Here is a 20,043-nt window from a genome sequence, read left to right on the forward strand (position 1 = left end):
ACCCATATGGCAGCGGTCGAAGAGACTGGTAGAATATGGCACACATCATGACGCCTGAACCGGTAGAGGACGGACAGAAGTCCGAAGCAACTGTGACTGAAAACGGAACGGACCGTTCGAATGTTACGCCCATCTCCCCGCGCGCCGCGCGGGAGCTGGAAGTGCGCGAAGGCCGTGTCCGGGCCGAGGAGATTTTCCGCACCGCCGAATATGAAGGCGAAGCCCTTCGTATGGGGCAGGTGCTGCGCCGCGTGCGCGAAGCGCTCGGCTACCAGCTGACGGAGATCGCCAAGGAAACCCGCATCCGCGAGAATTTCCTGATGGGGATCGAGCGGATGGAAGTTCAGTCCATCGCGCCGGGCTATCTGAAGGCCTATCTGCTGACTTATGCGCGCTATCTGGGCCTGCCCGAGCAGGAAGTGGTGCAGCGCTACACCCGCGAATGTGGCGGCCTGGATGAGGTGAAAACCGCAGCCCCGGTGCCCAAGATCGGCCAGATCCAGAAACAGCGCACCAAATGGCCCCTGATCGTCGCCGGCGCCGCGATGCTCGGCGCTGTCATCGCTGCCGGCGTCACCGCCATGGTGATGATGAACAACGCGCCGGAAGAACCCCTCAGCGAGGCGCCCGTGGCCGTTTCCGGCGCGCGCGACAGCCTGTTTGACAATGTGCGCACCGAAACCCGCCCGGCGGTCGATCTGCCGCTGGCGATCGTGGCCGTCCGCCAGGGCTGGCTGGAAGTGCGCGGCGCCGATGGCACCATCTTCCTCAGCCGCACGCTGGCGCAGGGCGAAACCTTCTTCCCGCGCCTGAATGCCGGCTGGACCGTATCGGCCCGCAATGGCGGCGATTTCGAGTGGCGTGTCGGCGATATGGTGGTCGGAACCGTCGGGCCGGAGGGCGCGCAGGTCTTCTCTCTGGCGGTCGACGAACAGCTGCCGCGGGCCGCTGAACTCCTGGCGCCGCCGGAAGTGGCGGCCACCGAGAGCGGCAAGGCGACACCGTGAGGCCTTTACGGGGCGCCTTCCAGGCGCCACATCTGGCCTGACCTCATCTGCCGATGAGGCCCAGCCCGTGCGAGACGCCCCATGAGCCACAATCCGATCCGTCCCTGGCGCAATATCGAGCGCCGCAAGTCCCGTCAGGTGCGGCTGGGAAATGTGCTGGTCGGCGGCGACGCGCCCATTGCCGTCCAGACCATGACCAACACGCCGACCGAGGACGCCGCCGCCACAATCGCGCAGATCCTGCGCTGCGCTGAGGCAGGCGCCGACATTGTGCGCGTGTCCTGCCCGACCGAAGAGTCGACCAAGGCCATGTACGAGATCGTCAAGGCGAGCCCCGTGCCGCTCGTGGCGGATATCCATTTCCATTACAAACGCGGCATCGAGGCGGCTGACGCCGGCGCTGCCTGCCTGCGGATCAATCCCGGCAATATCGGCTCGCCCGCGCGGGTGAAGGAAGTCGTCGCCGCCGCGCGCGCCAATGGCTGCTCGATCCGCATCGGCGTCAATGGCGGCAGCCTCGAGCGCCACCTCCTGGAAAAGTATGGCGAGCCTTGCCCGGACGCGATGGTGGAAAGCGCGCTCGATCATGCCCGCATTCTCGATGATCTCGGCTTCCATGATTACAAGATCTCGGTGAAGGCGTCGGACATGTTCCTGACGGTGGCCGCCTATCAGGCCCTCGCCGAAGCCACCGATGCGCCGCTGCATCTGGGCATCACCGAGGCCGGCGGGCTTCGTACGGGTACGGTCAAATCCTCCATCGGCATGGGCGCGCTGCTCTGGGCCGGTATCGGCGACACGATCCGCGTTTCCCTCTCGGCAGAGCCGGAGGAAGAGGTGAAGGTCGGCTTCGAAATGCTGAAATCCCTCGGCCTGCGCACGCGGGGGGTCAACATCGTGGCCTGCCCGAGCTGCGCGCGGCAGGGCTTTGACGTGATCCGCACGGTAGAGACGCTGGAAAAGCGCCTTGCGCATATCTCGGAGCCCATCTCGCTGTCGATCATCGGCTGCGTGGTCAATGGTCCCGGCGAGGCGGCGCTGACCGATCTTGGCTTCACTGGCGGCGGCAAGGAAAGCGGCAAGATGTTCGTCAACGGACGGGCAGACCATAATGTCTCGAACGCCGACATGGTGGAGCATATCGTCAGGCTGGTCGAGGAAAAGGCCGCGCGCCTGAGAGCCCAGCGCGAGGCTGAAACGGCAGAAGTGCCGGCTGAATAAACACTAAAGGTCAGATCAGAGCGGCGCGCAGCGGCTCGCCAGGATCAGCCCAGCGGCGGCTTCATAGGCGGCCTGCGACGGCGCGAGCCGCCGGATCAGGGCGAGCGCTTCGGGCTTTTTCAGGATCACCTGCTCGGCCTCGCCATATTGGTAGAGATCCTGCCCCTCCAGCGCGACGATCACCCGGCGGATGGCCGGCGTGCCGTCGGCCCGCGCGTCGAGCGAGCCGGCATAGACATTGTCCGTATCCGCCTCAAAGATCGACAGCGAGCCATAATCCGGCCAGGCCGGCACGGTCAGCTCCACCGGCCCCTTCGACACGTCGATCAGGCAGATGGCATAGGCCAGATCGGGGGAGGGGCGCACCACGGTCTGGGTTTCCGGCGTAACGCGCGGGCTCATCGCCCAGGCATGCACCGGCAGGCCCCGCTCGGCCATCCGTTCCCGGACCGTTGACATGATCTTGCCCGGCAGGGCGGTCAGCACCCCGAAATGCGCAATCAGGAAGGTCACGGCAAAGGCGGCAAGCCCGGTAATGAAGCCACGCATCAGGCGGCCCCTCCACAGGAAAGGCGTTTGATCACCGGCGCGGGCAGCACGTCTTCCGGATTTGCAATCAGCTCCGGCGTGGGCTTGTAGATGCGCAAGGTGAGGTCAAACACGCCGGCGTTCTGGCTGGACACCCAGTTCCCGGTCTCTGGCCCGCCGGCCGCGATGGTGAAAGCCCAGGCGCCGCCGTCGCCGGAGGCGGCCGCCTTGGTCTTGTCGAAAGAGAGGGCGTTGTCCTTGTTGAGCGGCAGGTAGCTGCCCGCGTCATAGAGGGTCACCGACCACCAGAGGCCGGGCATGTCGCCGCCGCTGACTTCATAGCTGCAGTCTTCGGAGAGGCGCCTGCCATCTGCGTCCACGCCTGTGGTGAAATAGACCGCTTCTTCCTTGGTGAGGGCCAGGAGGCCGTGGCGGGCAACCCGCGCCCGCGTCCAGGGATTGGCCGCCGCCGACCCGATGGTCCAGTCGCTTTTCCAGCCATCGACATTGATCTCATCGCTGAAACCCGCGCCCGCGCCGAACATGCCTGCCGCAAACAGGGCCGTCACCGCCCCCGCCGCCAGGCCCAGCACACCGCCGATCAGTAGAACCACCATCCGCATGCCGTAACGCTATCGTGACTGCAGCTGGCCGCAAGGGGAAAACAGAAGGGGGCTGGGAGGCGCCCCTGCAATGCGCTAGCAACACTCCGGTAGCGGGCATCTTTCCAGGTTTGTTTATGGTGTTGAGAGTTTTGCGCTGGATTGGCCTCAGCCTTCTGGCAGGGTTGATGCTCCTTGTCGGGTCCAGCTGCACCATGCTGGGCCTGAACTATGCGAGCCTGGATACGGCCAACAAGCCGGCGGCCGCCCCGCAGATCGATGTTCCCGCGCTGGTTTCCGATCCGGCCGAGCGTGCCCGCCTGAAGGGGCTGCTGCAGGACACCCTCTATGGCGCCTGGCCGGAAAACCTGCCGGTCAGCTTCGGCGACTGGCGGGTGATCGTTCCGGACTATCTGGACGGCCGCGGCACGCTGGAAGAACTCGATATCACCATCGGCGCAGGCCCCGGCGCGCGCACCTTCCAGCTCGTGGCAGCGTTCCCCGCGGGCGCCGCGCATGTGCCCGTCGTGATCGCGCAGACCTTTGGCTCCAACTGCGCCACCTTTCCCGAGCAGCCCGTCACCAGCATGGATGGGGACGCCTGCACCGTGCGGGATTTCGGCAAGCTCGCCAGCATGATCATTTCCGCCGTGTTCGGGGAATATATCGCCGAGGCCCCGATCGATCTCTATTTCGATGCCGGCTTTGCCTATGCCAGCTTCCATGCCAGCGATTTCGTGCCTGATGACAAGGACGAAGCCGGCCCGGCGATTGAGGCCCTTGGCGGCAATCCCAATCCCGGCAGCACGCTGATGGCCTGGGCCTATGCCTATTCCGCCGTGATCACGGCGCTGGAGGCCGATGAGCGGATCGACACCAACCGCACGGCCATTCTCGGCCATTCCCGCCATGGCAAGGCCGCGCTTCTGGCGGCTGCCTGGGACCCGCGCGTGGACGCTGTGATTGCCCACCAGTCAGGCTTTGGCGGCGCCGCGCTCTCCCGCTCGCCGTCGGGGGAACGGCTCGACCGGATGGTGAAGTCCTATCCTCACTGGCTGGCCCCCACAGCGGCGGACTATGCAGCAGACCCCGCCACGCTGCCCTTCGACCAGCATCACCTGCTGGCGCTGATTGCGCCGCGTCCGCTGTTCCTCGGCAATGCCCGCCGGGATGTCTGGGCCGATCCCAATTCCAGCTACCGCGCCGCCTATGCCGCCAGCGCTGTCTGGCGCGCCTATGGCGAGACGGGCCTGAAGGACGACATGTCCCATTTCGATCCGGCGGCCGACATTGCCTTCTTCCTGCGCCCCGGCGGCCACAGCATCGTGGACGATGACATTGAAGCCTTCCTCGGCTTCCTGAAGGCGCATCTGCAGAAAACAGCTCAGTTGCCAAGCCAGGTGACAGCGCCCTAAGCTCTCCGGCAATAACAAAGCTGTGGGAGGCAACAACAATGGCAATACCTGAAATCGAATTCCTGAAACCGGTTCTGGCGCTGGTTATCTGGACCTGCGTGATGTGGATCTGGATGTATGCCCTGCGCCTGCCGGCCTTCAGCAAGGCGGGCATCAAGCCGGATGACGCGCGCCATCCGGGCACCTATTCGGAAAAGCTGCCCCCGCATGTCCGCTCGGCAGCGGACAATTACAACCACCTGCACGAGCAGCCGACGATCTTCTACGCCCTCATGTTCTTCGCCGCGCTCACCGGGGGCGGGGACAACCTCTCCACCCTGGTCGCCTGGGCCTATGTGGCACTGCGGGTGGTGCATTCCTTCGTGCAGATCGTGATCGGCTCGGTGGCGCTGCGCTTCCTGGTGTTCACGGCGGGCACCTTCTGCCTGTTCTTCCTGGCGGGGAAGGAAGCCCTGCGCATCTTCGCCTGACAGCCGCGCGGGCTTCCATGCCGCCGGAAAGCGGATTAAAGGGCGGGCATGTCAGCCCTGTCCCAGATGCGCCTTCAGCAGGTGATCGACCGGTTCGAGGAGGTTGAGGCCCGGATGGGCGCAACCTCCGACTCCTCGGAGATCATCACCCTTTCCAAGGAACACGCCGAGCTTCGCCCGGTGGTCGAGAAGGCGCGCGACCTGATGTCGGCCCGCAAGGGCCTCTCCGAAGCCGAAGCGATGCTCGCCTCCGGCGACAGGGAAATGGCCGAACTGGCCGAGATGGAGATCGAGGATCTGCGTGAGCGCTTGCCCGCGCTCGAGCAGGAAATGCAGATCCTGCTCCTGCCCAAGGATGTCGATGACAAGGCCGACATCGTGCTGGAGGTGCGCGCGGGCACGGGCGGGGACGAGGCGGCCCTGTTCGCCGGCGATCTCTTCCGCATGTATACCCGTTTTGCCCAGCTCATGGGCTGGAAGGTCGAGATTGTGGACGCTTCGCCGGGAGACGCGGGCGGCTACAAGGAAATCATCGCGAACGTATCGGGTGACGGCGTGTTCGGGCGGATGAAATGGGAAAGCGGCGTTCACCGTGTCCAGCGCGTGCCCGCCACCGAAACGCAGGGCCGCATCCATACGTCGGCAGCCACCGTCGCCATTCTTCCGGCTCCGGAAAACATCGAGATCGAGGTGCGCCCGGAAGACATCCGTATCGATACGATGCGCGCTTCGGGCGCGGGCGGCCAGCACGTCAACAAGACCGACTCGGCCGTGCGCATCACCCACCTTGCGACCAATATTGTCGTGACGAGCTCGGAGAAGTCCCAGCACGTCAACCGCGAAAAGGCGATGGAACAGCTGAAGATCCGCCTCTATGAGCGCGAGCGCGCCGAGAAGGATGCCGCCCGCTCTGAAGCGCGCGCCAGCCAGGTCGGCTCAGGCGACCGCAGCCAGAAGGTGCGCACCTACAACTATCCGGAAAACCGCGTCACCGATCATCGCATCGGCCTGACGCTCTATTCCCTTGACCGGATCATCGCGGGCGACAAACTCGGCGATGTGATCGAAGCTCTGATCACGGAAGATCAGTCGCGCCGCCTGGCGGCCTTGGAGGCAAATTGATGTCTGTACGCCTTGGATGGCTCGTGGCCCTCATGGCAGGTGTTGCCGCCTGCGCCAGCACGCCTGAGGCAGCGCCCGCCATAACCGCTCAGGCCACGGCGCCGGCCAGCCTGCGTGTGGTGGGCAACCGGATTTTCCTGCCCGTGGAGGTTCAGGGCATTGCTACGGACGCGCTGCTGGATTCGGGCGCGGAGATGACATTGGTGGACACCGCCTTTGCCACCACCGCGGGCCTTGCCGCCTTTGGCGAGGAGGAGGCCCGGGGCACGGGCGCAGGCACGCAAAGCGTTCAGTTTGCCGAAGGCGTGACGCTGAAGGCTGCCGGTAAAACGCTGCAGGACCGGATGGTGGCAATCCTTGACCTGACGGATATTTCGCAGCGCGTCGTCGGCGCGCCGCTGACGGTCGTGCTCGGCCGGGAGTTTTTCGATGCGGGTATTTACGCGATAGATATCGAGGCGGCCCAGATCGCTGAGATCGGCCCGGACGCCGTGCCCGCTTCTGATCCCCTGCCGCTGCAGGATGCCCACGGCATCAAGCAGCTCAGCGCGTCGGTCAACGGGGTTGCCGTGCTTGCCGATTTTGATCTGGGCAATGGCAATGAAGTTCTGCTCAGCCGGTCCTTTGCCGAGCGCGCCGGATTGCTGGCGCCGGAGAACATACTCGGTACCAAGATGGGCGGTGGCATCGGCGGAGATGTGGAGCGCACGCTCGTCCGTATCGAGACGCTCGAGATTGGTGGGTTGACACTGAAGGATGTGACGGCGGCGGTCTCCCCTCATGAGAAAGGGGCCGATGCCAATATCGGCGTCTCGGTGCTGCGCAATTTCCACATTGTCGTGGATTATGAAGGCAACCGCATCTGGCTGGAGCCGCATGCGTGACGCCGCCCACCTATGACGCGCTGATCCGGGAGGCGGCCCGCCGGTTTGCCCAGGCCGGGATCAGCGAACCCGGCCAGAACGCCATGCTGCTGATGCTTCATGCCTTTGGCGATACCCGCGCGGCGCTGATTTCGGCGGGCAATGCGCCGGTGCCCAAACGTGTCGAGGAAGAATTCCTGGCTGCTGTGGCGCGCCGCGTTCTGCGCGAACCGCTCCAGCACATCATTGGCACCACAAGCTTTTACGGCCTCGACATCCGCACCGATGCCCGCGCCCTCATTCCGCGTCCGGACAGTGAATGCGTCGTTGAGGCCGCGCTCGACCGGCTGCCGAAAGACCAGCCGCTCCGGTTGGCAGACCTCGGCACCGGAACAGGGTGCCTTCTCGCGGCGCTTCTCGTCCAGCGGCCGCTGGCGCGCGGGGAAGGGGTGGAGGCCAGCCCGGCGGCGGCAGACCTCGCCCGCGAAAACCTCCAGGCGCTCGGCCTTTCCGGCCGCGCAGACATCTTCCTGGGCAGCTGGACCGGCTGGCAGGGATGGACCACGGCGGACCTCATCATTTCCAACCCGCCCTATATTGCCTCGGCCGTGATCCCGGCGCTGGAAGCTGAAGTGCGCCACCATGACCCGGTGAGCGCGCTGGATGGCGGCGCCGACGGGCTGGACGCCTATCGCGAGATCATTTCCCTCGCCGGAGGGGCGATGAAGCCTGGCGCCTGGCTCGTTCTGGAGATCGGCCATGACCAAAAGGAAGCTGCCTTGCACCTGATGACGCGGGCGGGCTTTGAAAGTCTTGCCTCTGGACAGGATCTCGGCGGCAATGACCGCTGGGTGGCCGGCTGCAGACCCCGTTAAATCTGCTTACATTTTCCCTTGGCGGACCCCGCATTCCACGTTACATAAGGGTTCGGTGAGGGGCCGCCCGCAATTTCCTGCGGGTGCAGATGCAAGCTCCCGCCAGGGATCGGTTGAAACGGCAGCGTCGATACTCAGGCCCCACCTGCACGCAGAAGCTGACGGTTCTGACAACTGCTTGCCGGCAATTTTAGGCACACTTTGAAACAGGATATCCCGAATGAAACGCTCACGCGGGCGCAACAGACGCTCAGGCGGCAATCCGCAGAATGCTTTCAACAATCCCAACCGCCACTATGAAAGTGTCGGTCCGGACGTGAAAATCCGCGGTTCCGCTCAGCAGGTCCTGGAGAAATATCTCCAATATGCCCGTGACGCGCAGACCAGCGGCGACCGCATTCTCTCCGAGGCCTATTTCCAGTTCGCCGAGCATTATCAGCGCATCGTCGCCAAGCAGCTCGAAGCGCGCAACCAGCAGCAGCAACCCCACCAGAACCGGGGCGACCGGCGCGATGATCGCGACAATCGCCCGAATGGGGACCGGGACTATCGCGGCAACCAGTCCTCTGAAGGCGCTGATGGCGGTGAAGAAGATGCCGGTGAGGCCGTCGTTGTCACCTCCACCCATCCCCGTCATGAGGATGAAGGTGATCGCGCCGATTCGCTGCGCGTGATCGACACCGATGACGAGGCAGACGACACGTCCTCTGATCAGGGCGAGGAAGCCGCCGCTGCCGAAGAGGCCGCCCCGGCGGAGCGGGACCGCGCAGACCGTGGCCCCCGCACGCAAGGCCGCCGCAAGCCGTACAAGGCCCGCGAAGAGCGCGCCCCGCGCCTGAAGGAAGAAGGCGACGCCCCTGAGGTCGTCTCCGAAACCGACGGCGTGATGAAAACCCTGTCGCGCGGCCGCCGCCGCCCGGCGGTGGAAGAAGGCGCCCCCACCGAGACGACGGACTGAGTGTCAGCAGGACGGAGAGGCCCGTTCCTTACGGGCCTGCCGCCTGCGGGCCGTCATTTTCAGACCATCGCGCATGTTGAGCGTGAGCAGCCAGATGTTCACCGCGCCGGCCACCAGTTCCAGGGCCTGCACGGCATAGAATACGGTATCGATCTTTCCAGCTTCAGCCCTGGCCGCCAGGAACAGCGCGGCAGGAACCAGCACGAGAACGCCGTTTGCGGCGATGACCGGCATGCGTTTCTGCTTGGCCGAGATCAGCTTTCCCTGACGGCCTTTGGCCAGCGCTGCGCCACTGGCGCCCGTCAGCAGGAGGGCGGGCACCAGCAGCAGAAACCCCCACGGCACAGCCATCTTGACGGCGCGGATCAGCGCGCCGGACCCCGATAGTTCTGAAACCGCCGTCGAGATCCAGAAAAGCGAAATGATGAGCAGGGCCGCGCCCCCGGCGATGGGGTGAAGTTTCTGGCGGATGCCCGGAGATGTGGTCTGAGGGGAGGGTGTCATTGCCGCGCCTTTCGTGCTCGTTGACATATACATAGTATGCTATGTTTAAATTGACAGCAAGCTATATTTCTTTAGGCAGCAGCGCATGGCATTTGAAAAAACAAAATCGGCCGGTTTTCTGGTGAACCATCTTGCCCGTCTGTTCGCCAATGGGTTGGCGGCGGAGATTGCGCCTCTGGGACTTGCGCCTGCGCAGTTCATGGCGCTGCTGGAACTCTGGGAGCGCGATGGCCTGACCCAGGCGGACCTGGTTTCGCGGCTGGATGTCGAGCAGGCGACACTTGCCAATACGCTGAGCCGCATGGAGCGCGACGGCCTGATCCACCGGACCCCGCACCCGGAGGATAGCCGCGCCCGCCTTATCTGGCTGACGGAGCGTGCGCGCAATCTGGAAGCACCCGCCAAGAAAGCTGCTTCACAGCTCAATCGGAAGGCGCTGGAAGGGCTTGATGAAAAAGCCGCCAGCGCTTTCCTGTCCTCGCTGAACATCGTCATCAATACGATGCGCCAGCGGTGAAGCCGCCTAGGTAATTCTACTGCGACGCCCCGCCCCCCAGCGGGGCGTTTCGTTTTGCGCGGCAAGTGCTTGCAGCTTTCGCCCTTCATTCCCACATCGGCTTCAACGAGACGGCTGCCGCTGAGCGGGGCCTGACAGGAATTGTAAATCTGCCTCCAGAAGGGGATGAACCCATGAACCTTGACCAATATACCGAACGTGCCCGCGCCATCATCCAGGGCGCCCAAACCTCTGCGCTGGCTTCCGGCCATCAGGTGCTGACCCCGGCGCATATCCTCAAGACGCTGCTGGAAGACCGCGACCAGCTGGCGGTGAACCTCATCCGCGCTGCCGGTGGGCGGCCAGAGCTGGCCGTGCAGGGCGTTGACGCGGCGCTCGGCAAACTGCCGAAGGTTTCCGGCGCCGGGGCAGGGGGTCTGCGCCTTGAGCAATCGGGCGCGAAACTCTTCCAGGATGCCGAAGCGGGCGCCAAGAAAGCCGGTGATGCGTTCGTCACTGCCGAACGCCTGCTGCTCGCCATCGCGGGCCTTGCCGGGGATCCGGCCGCCGAAGTCCTGAAGAATGCCGGCGTAACGCCCAAGACGCTGGAAGGCGCCATCGCCCAACTGCGCCAGGGCCGCACCGCTGACAGTCAGAATGCGGAAGAAGGCTATGAGGCGCTGAAGAAATATGCCCGCGACCTGACCAAGGATGCCCGCGAAGGCAAGCTTGACCCGGTGATCGGGCGTGACGAGGAAATCCGCCGCGCGATCCAGGTGCTCTCGCGCCGCTCGAAGAACAACCCCGTCCTGATCGGTGAGCCGGGCGTCGGCAAGACGGCCATCGCCGAAGGCCTCGCCCTGCGCATCGTCAATGGTGACGTGCCCGAAAGCCTGAAAGACAAGAAACTCCTCGCGCTCGACATGGGCGCGCTGATCGCCGGCGCCAAATTCCGCGGTGAGTTCGAGGAACGCCTGAAAGCTGTGCTGAACGAAGTTCAGCAGGCGGAAGGCGGCATCATTCTCTTCATCGACGAGATGCACACCCTCGTCGGCGCCGGAAAATCCGAAGGCGCGATGGATGCGTCCAACCTGCTCAAGCCTGCGCTGGCGCGCGGCGAGCTGCACTGTATCGGCGCCACGACGCTGGATGAATACCGCAAATATGTTGAAGGCGACGCGGCGCTTGCCCGCCGATTCATGGCCGTGTTTGTCGATGAGCCGACGGTGGAAGACACGATCTCGATCCTCCGGGGTCTGAAGGCCCGCTATGAGGCCCACCACGGCGTGCGGATTTCGGACGCGGCAATTGTCGCGGCCGCCACGCTGTCGAACCGCTACATCACGGATCGTTTCCTGCCGGATAAAGCCATCGACCTGATGGACGAGGCCGGATCGCGCCTGCGCATGCAGGTCGATTCCAAGCCCGAGGAACTCGACGAGATCGACCGGCGGATGCTGCAGCTGAAGATCGAAGCTGAGGCCCTGAAGAAGGAAAAAGACACCGCCTCGCAGGACCGGCTGAAAACACTGGAAGGTGAGATTGCCGGCCTTGAGACACGCTCAAGCGAGATCACCACCGCCTGGAGCGCGGAGAAGGACAAGCTGAAAGGCGCCGCCGCCGCCAAGGAAAAGCTCGACCGGGCCTTTTCCGACATGGCCGAGGCCCAGCGCCAGGGCGATCTGGCGCGCGCCTCCGAGCTCAAATTCTCGACCATCCCGCAGCTTGAGAAACTGATTGCTGAAGTCGAAGCCAAGGGCGACGCCGAAGGGGGCCTTGTCTCCGAAGTCGTCCGTCCAGAGCATATTGCCGGGGTGGTTTCGAAGTGGACCGGCATCCCGGTTGACAAGATGATGGAAGGCGAGCGCGACAAGCTGCTGCGCATGGAAGATTCCCTGCGCGGGCGGGTGGTCGGCCAGGAAGACGCGCTGCTGGCGGTCTCCAACGCCGTGCGCCGGGCGCGCGCGGGGCTGCAGGACCCCAATCGCCCCATCGGATCGTTCCTCTTTGTCGGCCCCACGGGCGTTGGCAAGACAGAGCTGACCAAGGCGCTCGCCGAATTCATGTTCGATGATGACACGGCGATCCTCAGGCTCGACATGTCGGAGTTCTCGGAGAAACATTCCGTGGCCAGATTGATCGGCGCGCCTCCCGGCTATGTCGGTTATGATGAAGGCGGCGTGCTGACAGAGGCTGTCCGGCGCCGGCCGTATCAGGTCGTCCTGTTTGACGAGGTGGAAAAGGCCCATCCGGACCTTTTCAACACGCTCCTGCAGGTGCTTGATGATGGCCGTCTCACAGATGGCCAGGGCCGCACGGTGGACTTCAAGAATACGATCATCATCATGACCTCAAACCTCGGCGCCGACGCGCTGGCAAGCGGGGAAGAGGGCGAGGTGTCAGAAGCCGCCCGCGAACATGTGATGGCCGCCATCCGCCGCCATTTCCGCCCGGAATTCATCAACCGGATCGACGAGATCGTCTTCTTCAAGCGGCTCGGCCGCGGCGAGATCGACCATATCGTCGATATCCAGATGGGCCGCCTCGAGCGGCTTCTGAAGGACCGCAAGATGAAGCTCGACCTCAGCCTCGATGCCCGCAACTGGCTGGCGGCGCGCGGCTATGATCCGGTCTATGGCGCGCGGCCTTTGAAGCGCGTGATCCAGAAAGAGCTGCAGGACCCTCTCGCGCGGCTCTTGCTGGAAGGCCGCATCCTCGACGGCGAGACGATCCATGTCAGCGTCGAAGGCGACGGCCTCTCCATCAACGGCGTCCCCAACACCTTCGCCAAGGGCAAGGCCGCGTTGAACTGATCGGACCCGAGATTTGATTGATATACGGAAGAGTGCCGGAGTCTGCGCTCCGGCACTTTTTTGGAAAGCGATCAGACAGCTTCGTGTGTAGACGGAGAAACGGAGAGTTTCACGTCCAGGGCCTTCATCAGCCGGAGAAGAGTCGACAGCTTGGGATCACCGTTCTGCCCGAGAGATTTATAAAGGCCCTCCCGGGTAACGCCCGCTGCTCTGGCAACTTCTGTCATGCCAATAGCGCGGGCAATGTCATTGAGCGCCTGAATGATGAATTCAGCGTCGCCTTCCTCGAAGGCGGCTTCGAGATAGGCGGCGCGATCTTCCGGCGTCTTCAGATGATCCTGAATATCGAACTTGGTCGTTTTCAGTGCCATGTCAGAGCTCCTTTGCCATATCCTTAGCGCTTTTAATGTCCCGGTCCTGAGAGGATTTGTCTCCCCCGCACAGAAGGATAACGACCTCATTGCCCTGCCGCATGAAATAGACCCGGTAACCCGGTCCATAGTGAATGCGCATCTCGTGGACGCCGTCGCCGACCGATGCCGCATCACCGAAATTACCAAGTTCCATGCGGCGGATACGGGCGGCTATCCGCGCGCGTGCATTGATATCGCGAAGTCGCTCAAGCCAGTCGGCAAAGCGCTCTGTCTTACGGACTTCGATCATGTGTAATCTATAGATTACAATCGGGCAGGCGTCAACGGATACCGTCGTCTGTAGATTACATTTCTAAGGCGCCGGGGCGTTTGTCATCCGGGCGGTGCTGGTGGTGGCGGCGAAAAGCTGGCCGCCGGCCGCTTCATTGCGGAAGGCGTCGATCCCGTCGCGATGTGCCTCGAAGGCGGCGAACACGGCCTTGTTGCCGGAAATATCGCGCCCCGTCGGCAGCGCAAGGGTCTCGGGGTTCACATAGAAGCCGTTGCGCAGCACTTCATAATGCAGGTGCGCGCCGGTGCTGGAGCCGGTGGAGCCGACATAGCCGATCACATCGCCGCGCATCACGGTGCGCCCTGGGGTGAGGTTTTCGGCAAAGCCCGACATATGCGCATAGACGGTCTCATAGCCGCGCTCATGCCGTATACGGACGAACCAGCCATAGCCTTCGCCATAGCGCATGTCGGTGACAAGGCCAGAGCCTGCCGCGCGGATCGGCGTGCCCACAGGGGCGCGGAAATCGATCCCCGCATGCAGCAGCATTTCGCCGGTAATCGGGTGCATGCGGTTGCCAAAGCCGGAACTCATCTCGCCCCCGCGCACAGGATCGCGCAGCAGGAACTCTTCGCCGGCAATGCCGCTGCGGCTGAAGAATTCGGGCAGCCCGGTATCTTCCGGCGTGAACCGGTACCAGCTGCCGGACGTCTTGGCGCCATTGAAGGCGGCAAACACAAGATCGCCCGCTTCGAGGAAATTGCCGCGCTCATCGGTGACAACTTCGATCACGGCGTCAAACCGTTCGCCCTTGCGCCCGCCTTTGCCAAGCGCCGGGTCTTCGGGGAAGAGGCCGGCAAACATGTCGGCATGCTGGCGTGTGCCGCCCCCGGCGATGATGGCATCCGCCAGGGTCGTGTCGATGCGTCCGGCAACCCGGTGCAGCGCCGTCGTGGTGCGGGCGGAAAGGAGGTTGGCCTTGAACCGGCCATCGCTGCTGCGGCTGGCCACCAGGGTCGCCTTCGGGCTCAGCTTGGCGCTGACGCCGGCGAGGCGTTCGGTGCCGTCTTTCCCGGTTTCAAACCAGGCCGAAAGGGCCGTGCCGGGGCGCAGGCGCTGGCCGCGCGTCGGCGAGGCTTCGCGCAGCGCCACGGCCGCAGCCGTCGCATCCTCCGGGCTCGCGCCCAGCACTTCGAGCACATCCATGGCCGATACGCTGGCGGTCACCGTGCCATTGCGGGTCACGGTGGCGGTCTGTCCCGCTTCGGCGCGCAAATCATTGATCTGCAGCAGGCTCAGCGGTTTCAGCGTTTCCGGTTCAGCCCGCACCAGCAGGAACAAAGCCAGAATGATGAGAATGACCGCGCCCCCGCCGATGCGTTCGGCAGTACGGGAAGTCATGTCCAGGCGCCGTACGGCGACAGGAATCCGAGGCGGCTTTCGCGTCCGTTTCATGCCGTGTCTCCCATCCAGGGGCCGAAGGGCCTAGGTCTGGCAGTCAGGAAGCAAGAAAGGGACCAGAATCGCCCCAGAGGAGAGATTCTTGTGCAGCCAGTCTCGCTGTGGGTTAGAAATTCTGATGCCTGTTCAGGGGCTTGCAGGCAGTTCCTGATGCACCAGTTGAGCCATCGGACCCGTCCCGCCAAGGCGCAGGGCGTCGATGTTTTCCTTGAACTGCTTGAACTCGGCCAGCATGGCCGGTTCCTCGGAAAGCTTGCGGCCGGTCGGCAGCTTCAGCGACATCGCGTTCACCGGCTTGCCGTCCACATACACCTCATAATGCAGGTGCGGGCCGGTGGAGGCGCCGGTCGAGCCGACATAGCCGATCACATCCCCCTGGCGCACTTTCATGCCCGGCTTCAGGCCGCTGGCATAGCGCGAGAGGTGGGCATAGGCGGTCTCATAGCCGCGCGCATGCTTGAGCTTGATGAAGTTGCCATAGCCGCCATTCCAGCTCGCCCGCTGCACGGTGCCAGAGCCGGCCGCATAGATGGGCGTGCCCGTGGGGGCGGCGAAGTCGGTGCCCTTGTGCAGGCGGGTATAGCCCGAGATCGGGTGGCGCCGGGTGCCGAAATTGGAGGAGATGCGCGCCCCGTTGATCGGCGTCTTCATCAGGAATTTCGTGGCGCTTTCGCCTTTTTCGTCGAAATAGTCCGGCAGGCCGTCATCGCTGGGCGCAAAGCGGTAGAAGCCGCGCTTCAGCGCCTTCCCGTCGAGCGCCGCATACAGCACCTCGCCATGGCGTACCGGATTGCCGCGCTCATCCACAAACGTCTCGAAGAAAATCTCGAACCGGTCGCCGGGATGGATTTCGCGTTGAAAGTCAATGTCATAGGCAAAGGCGCTGGCAAAATCGACGACCTGCTGATCCCCCGCGCCCAGCTTCAGGGCCGCATTATAGATCGAGCCGTCAATCTCCGCCGCCACCCGCTTGTAGCTGGGTGTCAGTTTCGCATTCAGCTGGGTGGCCTGCCAGCCGCCTTCCAGCGTGCGCGTCACCAGGAGGCTGCGATCGGCGTCCGCCTTGATCGCCAGTGCGGTCAGGCGGCCATCTTCGACAAAGGTTTCCGCTTCGAGGCCAGGGCGCAGGCGCCGGTGATCGATCAGATCCTTGCTGTAGACGGCCTGCAGCGCGGCATTGGCTTCGCCCACGGGCGCGCCCAGCCGGCTCACCAGGCCCGTCAGTGTTTCATTCCGCTCCAGCTTGCCTTCAGCCTTCACCAGATGGCGCGGCGCATCGGCCACATCCACGGCGGAGACCAGCCTGGCGGCCAGCGGCAACGGCACCGCCGCATCCGCCGTCTGCACCAGCGAGGCGTCCGGCCGCCCGGCCATCACCAGTCCTGCAAGCGCCGAAGCGGAGCCCAGAACACCCAGAACAACGAGGCTTCTCATGCCCTGGGAAAGGTTGCGTTTCGGCGGGTTTGCCGGGGCGATGGTCAAGTCGTCCTGGTTCAAGCTCGGTATCCTGTCTTCTGACGCCCCCCGGCCCATCGGGCTGGAATGGAACTTCAGCGCCCTATTTTCGTCTCCTGATCAACTTAAGGATTCGAGAGGTTGGAACGCCTGAATTACATGCCACTTTAGGACTTTATGGCGTAGTAGAAGCAAGAAGCAAGCCGGTCGGACCAGTGAAACCTGTCGACTCTTCGGAGATGAAGCGCCTCTCAGGGGAGGCGTCACCTCGCCAGCATGTCTGGCCGAGACGGCTGCTGTATGGCTCTGCCATCCTCATCGTGGCCTCTACCGGCCTTGTCTGGATGTTGCGAAAACCCATTGCAGAACAGGCACTTGATGCCTGGTGCGCCGAGCGGGATCTGGTCTGTGACGCCCGTTTCACCCGCATCGGGCTGGGCGGCGCCACCCTCAACGGCGTGCGCATCGCATCTGGCCCGGACGTGCCGGCAGAAGCAGATGAGATCGTTGCGCACCTGTCCTGGCCGAAGCTCTTTACCCCCCGGATTGATGGAATTTCGATCACCGGCCTCCAAATGCGGGGCACGCTGGATCCCTCCGGATTGAAATTCTACGGGCTGGAGCGTCTGGCCGCGCCCTCCGGCGAGGCGGGAGGCGCCGCGCCCCCCATCGATATCCGCGACGCCCGCATTTACCTCCAGACACCCTTTGGCCCGGCGGCGGCGACGCTGAACGTCTCCGGCAGCTTCCCGGAAAATGCCACCGCCTCGCTGGCGCTTGATCCGGCCCGTCTGGCGCTGGGCGACGCCCGGATGGTGCTGGGCGAGGCGCTGCTGAAGGCCAGGATCACGGACGGCGAGGTCACCGGCGAGCTGCGCCTGGCTTCAGATGCAGCCGAGGCCAGCGGCTACACCGCCTCCGGCTTCAGCCTCGCGGCAGAAACAAGCTTCCCGCTCAGCGGCGATGGGCCCACCACGGTCGAATGGTCCGCCCGCCTGGCGCAGGGCGCCTCACCCGAGGCGAGCCTCAGCGGCCTGCGCACGCGCGGCCGGGCAGAGTTTGACATCCTCCCGGACATGTCCGCCGACAGTATCCTGGACGCGCTCACCCTGGCCGTTGCGCAGGTGGAATTGGACCGGGCAGAAGCCTCCGGCTGGTCGGTCGGCGAAAGCGCCTTCAATACCGAGCTTGAAGGCAGGAATGGCGCCTTTCAGGGCCCGGTCTCGCTGGAGGCCAGCAATCTGGCCGGCCCGCCGGGCACAGCGGCCGAATGGCGCCTCGCCGGGGATCTTGCCCGCTCGGCCGATCGCCGCATCGATTTCACCGGCGGCGTCCAGCTCAACGGCACGGCGCTGACCGCAGAGACGCTCGCCCCGGTCACCAGCGCCCTGAAACTGCCCGGCGTGCTGGAAGCCCATGGCGCGGCCCTCTCCGGCGCGCTCACCCGTGCTTCAAAGGATTTCGACACTGCCTTCGGCCTGCGCGCCAGCCTGGAGAACGGAGCCCTGCGCGTAGACGCCGATGGGCCTTCCGCGCTGGCGGCGGCTTCGGGGCTTCGTCTGGAGGCGGATGGTCCAGACGGCGGCAGCTGGCTGCGCGTGCAGGGCGGCGACGTGCTGATGAGCGGCAGCCTGCGCCTGTCCGGCGGCGGCATGCCCCGCATGTCGGCAGACCTTGGCACCACGCGGCTCAGCCAGACATCGCTCAGCCTCGAAGGCGCCTCGCTGAACCTCGCCCCCTGGGCGGCCGGCGGGCGCACCATCGCGGCCGATTTCAGCGCCTTTGACTATACCGCAGAGGCTGGCGGCTTTCAGGCGCGCGGGCAGGGGGCCTTCACCCTCACCGGAGAACTGGAAGGCGTCACCCTTCAGCGCACGCGCCTCGCCGGCGGGCTCAGCGCCGTGCAGGATGCAGACGGCCTGCGCGTCCAGTCCGATGGCAAGCCCTGCCTCGCCGTCACGTCGGATGGCATCGTCACCGGCGGCATCACCATTCCGCGCGCCGCCTTCGACATCTGCCCCGTAGACGGACGGTTCATCCGCCAGGGCGCCCCGCTCAGCGGCGCCGCCAGCCTCGGCAATGTCGATATCCCGATGCAGTTTTCCGGCGGGGAGGGCACGCTCGCCCTGCGCAGCGCCAAGGTGGACTGGACGCTGTCCAGAGGCTTCCAGATGGTTCTGGCCGCCGATACGCTCAGCATGCCGCTGACCCTGGGCGAAAACACGCTCACCATCGACAGCGGCGCGCCGGAAATCCGCCTCGCCACAGCCTCCGGCCCGGTGCGCATTACAGCTGGCCTCGGCCAGACCCAGTTTGGCGGCGGCATGATCCCGGCCAATGTCTCGGCGGCGCATTTCGGCTTCCAGGGCACCAGCGCCCCCGGCGGCCTGTCGGGCGATGTCTCGGCCAGCGGGGTGCGGATTGCCGACAGGCTGGACGACCCGATCTATGAGCCCATGGTGGGTGATTTTACCGGCCGTATCGAAGGCCAGCGCCTGGTGGCGTCCGGCCCGCTGCGGCTGGAAATGTCCGGCCGGCAGATTGCCGCGGCCAGCGCCGACATCAACATCTTCGACCTGGAAGGCACCGCCGCCCTCAATTCCGAACGGCTGGTCTTCTTCCCAGGCGGCATTCAGCCCGCGATGATTTCCCGCCGCCTCGTCGGTCTCTTCACGGCGGCAGAAGGCGAGTTCGTCGGCGACGCGGCCTTCACCATTGATGGCGGGAATATTCAGGGCACGGCGGATCTCACCGTCAGCAATTTCGGCTTCCAGACCACCCGTCTTGGCCGGGTCGATGGCATCACGGGCAATGTCCGCTTCACCGATCTGATGAAACTCACCACGGCGCCGCAGCAGCAGATAACCATCGGCAGCGTCAATCCCGGCATTCCCTTCTCCAATGGCCGCGTCCTGTTCCATCTGGAAGAAGGCAAGACCCTGCATCTGGACGAGGTGTCCTTCCCCTTTGCCGGGGGAGAGCTGGCGCTCGCCCCGCTCGACTGGTCACTCAGCGGAGGCGCTGACCAGCGCGTCGAGGTCACCGCCACCCGGATCAACCTCACCCAGCTGATCGAAGTGCTGAAACTGCCCGATACCGCCGCCGAAGGCACGGTCAGCGGCGAATTTCCGATCGAGTTCACGCCCACCTCCGTCTATGTGCGCGATGCCCGCCTGAAGGCCGATGAAGGCGGACGCCTCTCCTATACCGGCGGGGCGGTGAATGCGGCGGCGGAGAACGATCCCACCGCGGCGATGGCCTTCAACGCCCTGCGCGATCTGGAATTCTATGTGCTGGAAGTCAGCCTCTCGGGCGATCTGGCAGACCAGATGCAGGCAGGCATCATCCTGGCCGGGCGCAACATCCGCTCGGTGCCGGTGGGCGGGGCCATCACCATGCCGCCCGGCCAGGCGTTCGAGTTTTCGATGAACTTCAACCTGCCGCTCACCCAGCTGATCGAGCAGGGGCTCCAGTCAGCCAATGCCAGCACGCTGATCGACATTGCCACCGGCCTGGAGGAGGGCGGCGAAACGCCGCCTGAATGACAGGCAACAGCTGCGTCGATTGACGTTAAGAACGGGCATGTCATTGTCAGTCCGCAATATGAG

The 20,043-nt window shown here is 64.5% G+C and carries 18 protein-coding genes; 11 read left to right on the forward strand and 7 right to left on the reverse strand.

The genetic code is table 11. The features are described from left to right. The first annotated feature begins 35 nt into the window (after window positions 1–35). Together C0456_RS04450 and ispG are read left to right on the forward strand one after the other, a co-directional pair. On the forward strand, window positions 36–1,007 hold the full coding sequence (locus tag C0456_RS04450) for a helix-turn-helix domain-containing protein (RefSeq protein ID WP_291048778.1): 972 nt from the start codon (window positions 36–38) through the stop codon (window positions 1,005–1,007). Window positions 1,008–1,088: 81 nt separating this feature from the next. Further along, entirely contained in the window at window positions 1,089–2,228 is a 1,140-nt protein-coding gene (gene ispG / locus C0456_RS04455) for a flavodoxin-dependent (E)-4-hydroxy-3-methylbut-2-enyl-diphosphate synthase (RefSeq protein ID WP_291048780.1), read from the forward strand. Between the two features lie 15 nt (window positions 2,229–2,243). Here ispG and C0456_RS04460 read toward each other — a convergent pair whose 3' ends face one another. After that, a complete protein-coding gene (locus C0456_RS04460) occupies window positions 2,244–2,777 on the reverse strand; it encodes a DUF1254 domain-containing protein (RefSeq protein WP_291048782.1) in 534 nt (177 codons plus the stop codon). Then, entirely contained in the window at window positions 2,777–3,379 is a 603-nt protein-coding gene (locus C0456_RS04465) for a DUF1214 domain-containing protein (protein WP_291048784.1), read from the reverse strand. The genes C0456_RS04460 and C0456_RS04465 overlap by 1 nt, the downstream gene beginning before the upstream one ends. Window positions 3,380–3,546: 167 nt before the next feature. Here C0456_RS04465 and C0456_RS04470 point away from each other — a divergent pair, with 167 nt between their 5' ends. The 6 genes from C0456_RS04470 to C0456_RS04495 all read left to right on the forward strand — a co-directional run bounded on the left by C0456_RS04470 (window position 3,547) and on the right by C0456_RS04495 (window position 9,061). After that, window positions 3,547–4,773, forward strand: a complete 1,227-nt coding sequence (locus tag C0456_RS04470; RefSeq protein ID WP_291048787.1) for a hypothetical protein — start codon at window positions 3,547–3,549, stop codon at window positions 4,771–4,773. Window positions 4,774–4,811: 38 nt separating this feature from the next. Beyond that, window positions 4,812–5,243, forward strand: a complete 432-nt coding sequence (locus C0456_RS04475; protein WP_291048791.1) for an MAPEG family protein — start codon at window positions 4,812–4,814, stop codon at window positions 5,241–5,243. Between the two features lie 48 nt (window positions 5,244–5,291). Further along, window positions 5,292–6,365 (forward strand): peptide chain release factor 1, encoded by a 1,074-nt coding sequence (prfA, locus tag C0456_RS04480; protein ID WP_291048794.1) that lies wholly within the window; start codon window positions 5,292–5,294, stop codon window positions 6,363–6,365. Further along, entirely contained in the window at window positions 6,365–7,249 is an 885-nt protein-coding gene (locus C0456_RS04485; protein ID WP_291048798.1) for an aspartyl protease family protein, read from the forward strand. Before prfA ends, C0456_RS04485 begins: the two co-directional genes overlap by 1 nt. Then, window positions 7,246–8,103 (forward strand): peptide chain release factor N(5)-glutamine methyltransferase, encoded by an 858-nt coding sequence (gene prmC / locus C0456_RS04490; protein WP_291048800.1) that lies wholly within the window; start codon window positions 7,246–7,248, stop codon window positions 8,101–8,103. The genes C0456_RS04485 and prmC overlap by 4 nt, the downstream gene beginning before the upstream one ends. Window positions 8,104–8,323: 220 nt before the next feature. Beyond that, a complete protein-coding gene (locus C0456_RS04495) occupies window positions 8,324–9,061 on the forward strand; it encodes a DUF4167 domain-containing protein (protein ID WP_291048803.1) in 738 nt (245 codons plus the stop codon). Window positions 9,062–9,064: 3 nt separating this feature from the next. On the opposite strand, the gene C0456_RS04500 is transcribed toward C0456_RS04495, so the two are convergent. After that, complete coding sequence (locus C0456_RS04500) at window positions 9,065–9,532, reverse strand: hypothetical protein (RefSeq protein ID WP_367179209.1); 468 nt, start codon at window positions 9,530–9,532, stop codon at window positions 9,065–9,067. A gap of 118 nt (window positions 9,533–9,650) precedes the next feature. On the opposite strand from C0456_RS04500, the gene C0456_RS04505 reads away from it, so the two are divergent. Together C0456_RS04505 and clpB are read left to right on the forward strand one after the other, a co-directional pair. After that, window positions 9,651–10,082, forward strand: coding sequence for a MarR family winged helix-turn-helix transcriptional regulator (locus C0456_RS04505; protein ID WP_291048807.1), 432 nt, complete (start codon window positions 9,651–9,653; stop codon window positions 10,080–10,082). Between the two features lie 173 nt (window positions 10,083–10,255). Next, on the forward strand, window positions 10,256–12,874 hold the full coding sequence (gene clpB / locus C0456_RS04510) for an ATP-dependent chaperone ClpB (protein WP_291048810.1): 2,619 nt from the start codon (window positions 10,256–10,258) through the stop codon (window positions 12,872–12,874). A gap of 71 nt (window positions 12,875–12,945) precedes the next feature. Here the strand turns inward: clpB and C0456_RS04515 are convergent, their stop codons facing one another. The 4 genes from C0456_RS04515 to C0456_RS04530 form a co-directional block, all read right to left on the reverse strand. Beyond that, entirely contained in the window at window positions 12,946–13,245 is a 300-nt protein-coding gene (locus C0456_RS04515; RefSeq protein WP_291048813.1) for an addiction module antidote protein, read from the reverse strand. Window position 13,246: 1 nt separating this feature from the next. Further along, window positions 13,247–13,537 (reverse strand): type II toxin-antitoxin system RelE/ParE family toxin, encoded by a 291-nt coding sequence (locus C0456_RS04520; protein WP_291048815.1) that lies wholly within the window; start codon window positions 13,535–13,537, stop codon window positions 13,247–13,249. A 63-nt stretch (window positions 13,538–13,600) separates the two neighbouring features. Beyond that, entirely contained in the window at window positions 13,601–14,920 is a 1,320-nt protein-coding gene (locus tag C0456_RS04525) for a M23 family metallopeptidase (protein WP_291048817.1), read from the reverse strand. 186 nt (window positions 14,921–15,106) lie between these two features. Beyond that, a complete protein-coding gene (locus C0456_RS04530) occupies window positions 15,107–16,477 on the reverse strand; it encodes a M23 family metallopeptidase (RefSeq protein ID WP_291048820.1) in 1,371 nt (456 codons plus the stop codon). 173 nt (window positions 16,478–16,650) lie between these two features. On the opposite strand from C0456_RS04530, the gene C0456_RS04535 reads away from it, so the two are divergent. Then, window positions 16,651–19,980, forward strand: coding sequence for a YdbH domain-containing protein (locus tag C0456_RS04535; protein WP_291048823.1), 3,330 nt, complete (start codon window positions 16,651–16,653; stop codon window positions 19,978–19,980). Window positions 19,981–20,043: the final 63 nt, after the last annotated feature.

It is taken from the genome of Hyphomonas sp., from assembly GCF_013823385.1.
In the GTDB taxonomy this organism is placed as follows: Bacteria; Pseudomonadota; Alphaproteobacteria; order Caulobacterales; family Hyphomonadaceae; genus Hyphomonas.

Excerpts from the sequence above, each read along its gene's own strand:
- C0456_RS04450 (WP_291048778.1), top strand. The coding sequence starts at position 36 with ATGGCACACATCATGACGCCTGAACCGGTAGAGGACGGACAGAAGTCC.
- ispG (WP_291048780.1), top strand. The coding sequence starts at position 1,089 with ATGAGCCACAATCCGATCCGTCCCTGGCGCAATATCGAGCGCCGCAAG.
- C0456_RS04460 (WP_291048782.1), bottom strand. The coding sequence starts at position 2,777 with ATGCGTGGCTTCATTACCGGGCTTGCCGCCTTTGCCGTGACCTTCCTG.
- C0456_RS04465 (WP_291048784.1), bottom strand. The coding sequence starts at position 3,379 with ATGCGGATGGTGGTTCTACTGATCGGCGGTGTGCTGGGCCTGGCGGCG.
- C0456_RS04470 (WP_291048787.1), top strand. The coding sequence starts at position 3,547 with ATGCTCCTTGTCGGGTCCAGCTGCACCATGCTGGGCCTGAACTATGCG.
- C0456_RS04475 (WP_291048791.1), top strand. The coding sequence starts at position 4,812 with ATGGCAATACCTGAAATCGAATTCCTGAAACCGGTTCTGGCGCTGGTT.
- prfA (WP_291048794.1), top strand. The coding sequence starts at position 5,292 with ATGTCAGCCCTGTCCCAGATGCGCCTTCAGCAGGTGATCGACCGGTTC.
- C0456_RS04485 (WP_291048798.1), top strand. The coding sequence starts at position 6,365 with ATGTCTGTACGCCTTGGATGGCTCGTGGCCCTCATGGCAGGTGTTGCC.
- C0456_RS04495 (WP_291048803.1), top strand. The coding sequence starts at position 8,324 with ATGAAACGCTCACGCGGGCGCAACAGACGCTCAGGCGGCAATCCGCAG.
- C0456_RS04505 (WP_291048807.1), top strand. The coding sequence starts at position 9,651 with ATGGCATTTGAAAAAACAAAATCGGCCGGTTTTCTGGTGAACCATCTT.
- clpB (WP_291048810.1), top strand. The coding sequence starts at position 10,256 with ATGAACCTTGACCAATATACCGAACGTGCCCGCGCCATCATCCAGGGC.
- C0456_RS04515 (WP_291048813.1), bottom strand. The coding sequence starts at position 13,245 with ATGGCACTGAAAACGACCAAGTTCGATATTCAGGATCATCTGAAGACG.
- C0456_RS04520 (WP_291048815.1), bottom strand. The coding sequence starts at position 13,537 with ATGATCGAAGTCCGTAAGACAGAGCGCTTTGCCGACTGGCTTGAGCGA.
- C0456_RS04525 (WP_291048817.1), bottom strand. The coding sequence starts at position 14,920 with ATGACTTCCCGTACTGCCGAACGCATCGGCGGGGGCGCGGTCATTCTC.